Source organism: Actinosynnema sp. NPDC059797, from assembly GCF_042732085.1.
GTDB lineage: Bacteria > Actinomycetota > Actinomycetes > Mycobacteriales > Pseudonocardiaceae > Actinosynnema.
This window is the reverse complement of record NZ_JBHWIE010000317.1, coordinates 1-8,282: the sequence shown is the minus strand read 5'-3', so window position 1 is coordinate 8,282 and position 8,282 is coordinate 1. Positions and strand designations below refer to the sequence as shown.

The window sequence follows — 8,282 nt, the reverse complement described above, 5'->3', positions numbered from 1 at the left end:
CCGGCGAGGTCGAGGTGGTCGTGCCCGAGGGCGGCCCCGTGCGGTCGCCGGACGACCTGGCGTTCGGCGCGGACGGCTCGATGTACGTCACCGACCTGGTCCCCGGCCGGGTGTGGCGGCGCGACCCGGGCGGCGACCTCACCCCGGTGTCGGAGGACGTGGCGGTGCCCAACGGCATCGCGTGCGTCGGCGACCGGCTGTTCGTCAACGAGATGAAGGTCGACGGCCGCCTGCTGGAGCTGTTCCCGCGCGGCGGCGAACCCCGGGTGCTCGCCGACGGGCTGGCCATGGGCAACGCGATGCAGCTCGGCCCGGACGGCTGCCTGTACTACCCGCACATGCTGACGGGCCGGGTGTTCCGGGTGCCCCTGGACGGCGGTGAACCCGAGCTGGTCGCGGAGGACGTGCACGAGCCGGTCGCGGTGCGCTTCGACCGGGCCGGCGCCCTGGTGGTCCTGTCGCGCGGCGCGGAGGGCGTCATGACGTGGATCGACGTCTTCGGCTCCGGCGCGCGCACGGTCGTCGCCACCGGCGTGACGGGGCTGGACAACGCGGCGTTCGACGACGACAACCGCATGTTCGTCTCCAGCTTCGCGAGCGGCGGGATCCTGGAGGCGCACCCCGACGGCCGGACGCGGGAGGTCGTGCCCCGGGGTCTCGTCGGACCCTACGGGGTGGCGGTGGACGCGGGCGGCGCGGTGCGCGTGGCCGACCACTACAGCGCGGCGACCCCCGGCGCGGACGGCGTCGTGGCACGCGACCTGCTCGTGTTCGTGCACGGCATCGCGGCCGAGGGCGGGCTACTGCACACGACCTCGCAGTACGGCCAGGTGCGCACCTACGACCCGGCGACCGGCGCCGTGCGCGTGCGGGCGAGCGGGCTGGACCGGCCCACGGGCATCGCGGTGCGCGGGGACGGCGCGCTGGTGGTCGCGGAGACGGGCGGGGGACGGGTCCTGGCCGTCGACCGGGACGACGTCGTCACCGTGCTGGCGGACGGGCTGGACCACCCCGTGGACGTCGCCCTGGACGACCGGGGGCGCTGCTACGCGAGCGACGACCGGCGCGGCGCGGTGCTGCGCCTGGAAGACGGGGAGGCGGTGCCGGTCGCCGAAGGGCTCGCCGCGCCGCAGGGCCTGGTGGTGCTCGACGGCGAACTGGTCACCGTGGAGACCGGGCGGCGCAGGCTGCTGGCGATCGACCCGGCGACGGGGGAGACCAGGGTCGAGGCCGAGGAGCTGGCGGTCGGCCCGCCGCCGGGCGTGGACCGCCCCGACCCGGCGCTGTTCTGCCACGGCATGCCCGGTTCGCCGCGCCGGTTCGCCGGCCTCGCCGTGGGCCCGGACGGCGCCCTGCACGTCTCGGCCAACAATGAGGGGAGCGTGCTGCGCCTGTCCCGCCTCTGAAGTGGGTGCCGGGAGGTTCGCGTAGGTCTGCTCATGCCGGCGTTCCCGGCGGCGCGGGAGACTGGTGCGGTGGATGATCTCGACCGGCGGGCGCGCAGGCGCCCCGGAGTGGCGTTCGCGGGTGCCCTGGTCCCGGTCGCGCTGTTCCTGGCGGTGGTGGAGGCATACTCGTCGGCTGCCTTCGCCGACCTGGGCCGGCGCGGCGGCGAGTACGGGTACGCCTTCACCGGCGTCGCGGTCGGCTCGATCGTGGTGGGGCTCGCGCTCGAGTTCCTCCGGCCGCCGTGGAACTCGGTCGGCACCGGGTTGGTCGTCGGGGGCGTGCTCGGCCTGGTGGCGGTCGTCGCGCTTTTCGTGACGGTGCTGGTCTCCTGGTCGCAGCTGTCCTCCTGAAACCACGCCGGGACCGCATCGCGGTGCGCTTGCCTGCGACTTCCTCCATGACTTCAGTGTTGCTCGAAAGCAACGGTTCGGGGCGGGGTTCGGGGTGACCACGCCACCGGCCAGGTGATCTACTCGGCCGGAGCCTGCTGCCCGCCGCGCAGGGCGCGGGCCCGCCGCTTGCCCTCGTGCATCGCCTGGACGCGCGCGACCGGGATGGTGTGGCCCTCGGCGACCAGGTCGTCGGGCAGCCGCTGGGGTGAGGGCATCCGCCCGTGCCAGGGGTCGTCGTCGCCGAGCAGGGCGGGTGCGGTGCGGATGGTGAAGTCGGCCGGGTTCACGGAGTCGAGGTCGTCCCACGGCACGGGGAACGAGACGGTCGCGCCGGGTCGGATGCGGGGGCTGTAGGCGGCGGCCACGGTGGCGCCGTGGGCGCGGGTGGAGTCGAGGAACACGCGTCCGCCGCGGTCGTCCTTGATGAACGCGGTGGTGGCGATGCCGGGGTCCAGGCGTTCGGCGCGGGCGGCCAGGGCGCGGGTGGCGGCGGCCGCGTCGTCGTCGCCGGCGTCGATGGGCACGAAGACGTGCACGCCCTTGGAGCCGCTGGTCTTGACCAGGCCGGTCAGCCCTTCGTCGGTCAGGGCCCGGTGGACGAGTCGGGCGGCGGCGACCACGGCGTCGAAGCCGGCGCCCTCGGGCGGGTCGAGGTCGAGGACGAGGTGGGTGGGCCGGTCGGGGGTGTCGGCGTGCCCGAGGGTGACGTGGTACTCGACGGCGCGCTGGTTGGCGAACCAGAGCAGGGTGCGGCGGTCGTCGCAGAGGGCGTAGCGGATCTCGCGCCGTGAGGTCTCGGCCCACAGCGTGGTGGTGCGGACCCAGGGCGGGGTGTACTTGGGGAGGTTCTTCTGGGTGAACGGTTCCTGGCCGGGGCGCACGCGCACGACGGAGAGGGGGCGGCCGGCGAGGGCGGGGACGATCTTGTCGTGGATCGCGTCGAGGTAGTCGACGAGGTCGCCCTTGGTGGCCTCGGCGCCGTCGAAGAGCGGTTGGTCGAGGTTGGTCAGCGGGACGCCGCCGCGTTCGTCACCCATTCCCCAACCCTGGTCGGTCGGGGCGGGGCGGGCAAGTCGGTGCGGCCCGCCCCGTGGCGGGGCGGGCCGCGCGAGGGTCAGGCGGGCAGGCGCCACACCTGGTTGGCGCTGCCGGTGCAGTCCCAGATCTGGAGCCGGGTGCCGTCGGCGGAGCTCTGGTTCGTGGCGTCGAGGCAGCGGCCGGAGGCGGGGTTGCGCAGGGTGCCGTTGGACTGGGCCTGCCAGGTCTGGGCGCCGGTGCCGTTGCAGTCCCAGAGTTGGGCGGTGGTGCCGTTGGCGGTGCCGGCGCTGGTGATGTCGAGGCACTTGCCGAGGGCGCGGATGGTGCTGTCGGGGGCGACGGTCCAGGTCTGGGCGCCGGTGCCGTTGCAGGTCCACAGCTGGACGGCGGTGCCGTTGGCGCTGTTGGCGCTCGCGACGTCGACGCACTTGCCCGCGATGCCGGTGACGGGGCCGGTGCGCGGGGTGGGGTTGGTGCCGCTCGCGGTCTCGTGGATGGCGTTGAGCAGGGAGGTGCTGCCGGTGGTGTCCTGGGATAGCTCCCAGTTCATGATGCCGCCGGCGTTGGCGCGGGCCCACTGGGTCTTGCGGCGGATGGTGGGCAGGCCGTTGTAGCACTGCTGGGCGCCGTTGACGGTGGTGCAGTCGCGGTTGGCGTTGGCCGGGTCGAGGGCGACGAGTTGGGCGTAGGTGTAGTAGTTCGGGCGGCTGTAGAAGGGCACGCCGAGGACGGTCTTGGCGGCGGGCAGGCCGCGGCCCTTCCAGTAGTTGGCGCTCGCGATGGACCAGTCGTAGTTGGCGTGGGGGCTGCCGCCGTCGTAGGCCATGATGTTGAGCCAGTCGACGTGGCCGAACACGGCGGTCTGGACGCCCTCGGCGGTGCCGCCGCCGGAGACGACGGCGGCGGTGAGGAGCTTGCCGCGGCTGCGCATCGCCGTGGAGAGCTGGCCCATCAGGGTGGTGAAGTTGGTGGCCGACGCGCCGGGGTCGGGGTACTCCCAGTCGATGTCGACGCCGTCGAGGCCGTACTGGTTGATCACGTTGACGACGCTGTTGACGAAGGTGGTGCGGGAGTTCGCGGTGGCGGCGAGGGCTTCGAAGGCGGAGTCGTCGCCGTCGTTCCAGCCGCCGATGGCCAGGGAGACCTTGACGCCGTTGGCGTGGGCGAGGGCGACCAGCGAGGTGAGCTTGCCCGGGTCGGGGACGGCCTGGAGGGTGCCGTTGGCGTTGGGCAGGGCGAACGAGTAGTTGACGTGGGTGAGCTTGGTGTACTGGACGGCGTTGACGCTGCCGGCCCAGGAGGGCAGGTAGCCGACGCTCTTGAAGCCGGCCGGCAGCGCGGCGTGCGCGGCGGGTGCCGTGGCGAGGGAGGCGGTGAGGCCTGCCGCCGCGGTGGCGAGGGCGAGCGCGGCGGCGCGCAGTCGTGGCCGCCGGGGTGATGCCGAGAACCGCATGGGCGTGTCCCTTTCAGGGCCTGCTGGCGGCAGCCGGGCAGAACCTTACTGGAGAGCTTGATTCAAGTCACGATAAAAGCGGGAGGAACGTGGTGGGAGCGCGGCGATGGACAGGGCGCGCAGCCGGACCGGGTCGGCGATGACGTCGTAGGCGGCCACCCGGTCGCCCACGACGGTGACGGTGAGGGCCAGGGTGAGCCTGCCGCGCGGTGCGACGACGATGCCGACGGCGCCGTCGACCAGGGCGGTGCCGGCGTGCCGGGCGTTGCGGGTGAGGGTGGCGGTCTCGGTCGCGACGGCGTGGGCGCCGCGCAGTTCGGTGGCGGCCCCGGGTGGGAGGGCGGCGGGGTCGGCGCGGCGCACGACGTCGGGGGCGAGGACGTCCAGCAGGGCGGTGAGGTCGCCGCGGCGGGAGGCGGCGAGGAAGGCCTCGACGACGCGTCGTCGGCGGTCGAGCGGGTCGGGTGGCACGGGTGCGCCCCGGACCTTGCGGCGGGCTCGGCTGGCGAGCTTCTTGGTGGTGGCGGGTGTGCGGTCGACGACGGGCGCGATCTGGTCGAACGGGACGGCGAAGGCGTCGTGGAGGACGAAGGCGACGCGTTCGGCGGGGGAGAGGGCGTCCAGGACGACGAGCAGGGCGTGGCCGACCGAGTCGGCGAGGACCGCTTCGGCTTCGGGGTCGGCGGTGTCGCGTGGTTCGGGTGCGGTGGCGGGGTCGTCCTCGCGGCGGGCTTTGCGGGCGCGCAGCGCGTCCAGGCACACGCGGGAGACGACGGTGCGCAGCCAGGCTGCGGAATCGCGCACCTCGTCGGGGTCGACGCGGCGCAGGCGCAGCCAGGTCTCCTGCACCGCGTCGTCGGCTTCGGCGGTGGAGCCGAGCATGCGGTGGGCGACCGCGCGCAGGTGGGCGCGGTGGGTTTCGAAGTGTTCCGCCAGCCGGTCGTGCACCCGGTCCCCTTTTCCGTTCGAGGTTCGTCCACGTGGTGGACGAGACGCGCACCGCGAAGGTGACCGGATCAGGAGGAGGCACGATGTCGTCGTTGTTGCGCCCGGTGGGGCTGGGCGGGTTGGCGTTGCCGAACCGGGTGGTGATGGCGCCGGTGACCAGGGCGCGTGCCGGCAACGCGGACCTGGCGCCGACCGGGTGGCACGCCGCCTATTACGGGCAGCGCGCGGCCGCCGGGTTGATCGTGACCGAGGGCGCGTGGGTGTCGGCGGGGGCGATCGGGTTCGTGGACGTGCCGGGTGCGTTCGACGCGGCGCAGGTGGAGGGGTGGCGGCGGGTGACCGGCGTGGTGCACGCGCTGGGCGGTCGGATCGTGCTGCAGCTGTGGCACGCGGGCGCGGCGTCGCACCCCGACCACCTGGGCGGGGCGCGGCCCGCGGGGCCGTCGGAGGTGAACCCGGGGTTGACCAGTTTTACGCGGGAGGGGCCGAAGCCGACGCCGACGCCGCGGGCGATGACCGGTGCGGAGGTGGCGGGCGCGGTGGCCGAGTTCCACGCGGCGTCGGTGAACGCGCGTCGGGCCGGGTTCGACGGGGTGGAGGTGCACGCGCTGGGGCCGTCGTTGGTGGCGCAGTTCCTCGACCCGCGGCTGAACCTCCGCACGGACGCTTACGGCGTCCACCGGGCCCGGTTGCTGCTGGAGGTCGTCGCCGCGGCGGCGGAGCCGTGGGGTGGGGCGGGGGTGCGGTTGGAGGCGGGGCCCGACACCGAGGACCTGGTCGGCGAGCTGGCCGGGCACCCGGTGTCCTACCTGCACCTGCGTGGTCCGGACCCGGTCCCGGGCGGGCGTCCCGACGTGGGGTTGTTCGCCCGGCACCGCCGCCGCTTCGGCGGTCCGCTGATCGCCAACAACGGTTTCGACCGGTGCTCGGGCGAGGCGGTGGTGGGCGCGGGTGCGGCGGACGCGGTCTCGTTCGCCAGGCACTTCATCGCGAACCCGGACCTGGTGGCCCGGTTCGCGCTGGGTCGGGACCCGGCGCCGGGCGACCCGGCCACCTACTACGGCGGCGGGGTGGCGGGCTACCTGGACTACCCGGTGCTCGCCTGGGAGGCGTGACCGGGGGCCCGGCGGCTTGCTATGAAGTGCGGGTCCACGAGGGGGTGGGCCGCGACGCCCCCGCTCGGCCCGTGACCGGAAGGTGCGACGGCATGAGAAGAGTTGTCCCGGCGTTGCTCATCGCGGTGGTCTGCGCGCTCGTCCCGGCGCCCGCCTCCGCCGCGGCGGCGCGCGTGACCGCGGAGTTCGGCCAGGAGTCGGTGTGGGGCACCGGTTACGGCGGGCGGTTCGTGCTCACCAACACCGGTGACGCCGACAGCGCCGGGTGGGTGGTCGAGTTCGACCTGCCGACGGGGACGTCGGTGACCAACTCCTGGAATTCGGTGCCGACCCGTGACGGGCGGCGCCACCGGTTCGCCAACGCCGCCCACAACGGGCGCATCCCGCCCGGTGGCTCGGTGGGGTTCGGCTTCACGGTCAGCGGGTCCGGGTTGCCCGTCGGCTGCCTGGTCGACGGCGCGCCGTGCCGGGGTCCCGTCCAGGACACCTCGCCGCCGACCGCGCCGGCCGAGCCGGGGGTGACGGCGGTGACGGCGGGTTCGGTGTCGCTGACCTGGCGGGCGGCGGTCGACGACGTGGGTGTGGTCGACTACCAGGTGCTCTCCGGCGGTGTCGTGGTGGCCACGACCGCGTCGACCTCGGTGACCGTGACCGGTCTGCTGCCGGCCACCGCGCACGTGTTCACCGTGCGGGCGCGTGACGCGGCGGGCAACACCTCCGCGCCCGGTGCGGCGGTCACCGCGGTCACCGCTCCCGCCGGGTCCACCACCGTGGACGTGGCCACGGCCGAGCAGTTGCGGGCCGCGCTGGCCGCCGCCGCGCCGGGGGTGACCATCCGGATGGCGCCGGGCGTGTACCGGGGTTCGTTCACCGCGACCTCGCCGGGCACGGCGGCCGCGCCGATCACCCTGACCGGTCCGGCGGACGCGGTGCTGGTCAACGACGGTCCGTCCGGCAGCGGCCCGGCGTGCCCGGCGCCCACCCCCGGCTGGGACCCGGGCTACGGGCTCTGGCTGCACGGCGCGCCGCACTGGAACCTGGTCGGGTTCACGGTGCGCGAGTCGAAGAAGGGCATCGTCGTCGACGCCTCCCCCCACACCGTGGTCGACGGGGTGCGGGTGCACCACGTGGACGAGGAGGCGGTGCACTTCCGCCGCTCCTCCTCCGACAGCGTGCTGCGCGGCTCCGTCATCAGCCACACCGGTCTGGCGCAGCCCGGTTACGGCGAGGGCGTCTACATCGGTTCGGCCGGCTCCAACTGGGACTGCCACGGCAACACCGGGGGAGTGGACCGCAGCGACCGGGTGCGGGTGCTGGGCAACCACGTCGGTCCGCACGTCACCGCGGAGGCGGTCGACGTGAAGGAGGGCACTTCCGGCGGCGTGGTCCGCGGCAACACCTTCGACGGCACCGGCCTGTCCGGTCAGAACTCCGCGGACTCGTGGGTCGACGTGAAGGGCGTGGGCTACCTGATCGAGGACAACACCGGGACCTTCGCCGCGCCCGGCACGTTCGCCAACGGCTACGAGACCCACAACCCGGTGACCACGCCGCCGTCGCCCAACGGCTGCGGCAACACTTGGCGGGGCAACCGCTCCGACCTCGGCGGTGTCGGCCGGTACGCCATCCGCATCACCTCGACCTCGAAGTGCGCGGGCCTGCCCAACGTGGTGCACGCCTCGAACACCGCCACCCGCGCGGTGGACGGGTTGACCAACGTCCCGGTGACGCCGTGACCCGGTATTCCGCCGGGCCCGCCCGTTCGGCGGGGATAGCGGTGGGGGCCCGCGCCAAACGCAATAGCGACGATCGGGGCGGGCGGGCGGGCGGGGGGCATAACCCCCAGCCCGGGACGGAAGACGGCCGTCGCGGGGGCTTAAAAAAGAA

Annotated in this window: 7 protein-coding genes; 4 read left to right on the top strand and 3 right to left on the bottom strand. The window is 74.2% G+C overall.

Features of this window, described 5'->3' with window-relative positions:
- Positions 1-1,406 (top strand): outer membrane protein assembly factor BamB family protein (locus ACFV4N_RS35660; protein WP_499677071.1); only part of this gene is annotated, 1,406 nt, incomplete at its 5' end.
- Between the two features lie 69 nt (positions 1,407-1,475).
- A complete protein-coding gene (locus ACFV4N_RS35655; protein WP_499677070.1) occupies positions 1,476-1,799 on the top strand; it encodes a hypothetical protein in 324 nt (107 codons plus the stop codon).
- Positions 1,800-1,918: 119 nt separating this feature from the next.
- Here the strand turns inward: ACFV4N_RS35655 and ACFV4N_RS35650 are convergent, their stop codons facing one another.
- The 3 genes from ACFV4N_RS35650 to ACFV4N_RS35640 form a co-directional block, all read right to left on the bottom strand.
- The gene (locus ACFV4N_RS35650; protein WP_499677069.1) at positions 1,919-2,878 is read right to left on the bottom strand and encodes a DNA polymerase domain-containing protein; all 960 of its coding nucleotides are present in this window, start codon (positions 2,876-2,878) and stop codon (positions 1,919-1,921) included.
- Positions 2,879-2,955: 77 nt separating this feature from the next.
- Positions 2,956-4,332, bottom strand: coding sequence for a glycosyl hydrolase family 18 protein (locus tag ACFV4N_RS35645; protein ID WP_499677068.1), 1,377 nt, complete (start codon positions 4,330-4,332; stop codon positions 2,956-2,958).
- A 45-nt stretch (positions 4,333-4,377) separates the two neighbouring features.
- Positions 4,378-5,280 carry a sigma-70 family RNA polymerase sigma factor gene (locus ACFV4N_RS35640; protein ID WP_499677067.1) on the bottom strand — a complete coding sequence of 301 codons (903 nt, stop codon included), beginning with the start codon at positions 5,278-5,280 and terminating at the stop codon, positions 4,378-4,380.
- Positions 5,281-5,312: 32 nt separating this feature from the next.
- Here ACFV4N_RS35640 and ACFV4N_RS35635 point away from each other — a divergent pair, with 32 nt between their 5' ends.
- Complete coding sequence (locus tag ACFV4N_RS35635; protein WP_499677066.1) at positions 5,313-6,395, top strand: oxidoreductase; 1,083 nt, start codon at positions 5,313-5,315, stop codon at positions 6,393-6,395.
- A gap of 92 nt (positions 6,396-6,487) precedes the next feature.
- Positions 6,488-8,131, top strand: coding sequence for a cellulose binding domain-containing protein (locus ACFV4N_RS35630; RefSeq protein WP_499677065.1), 1,644 nt, complete (start codon positions 6,488-6,490; stop codon positions 8,129-8,131).
- Positions 8,132-8,282 lie beyond the last annotated feature (151 nt).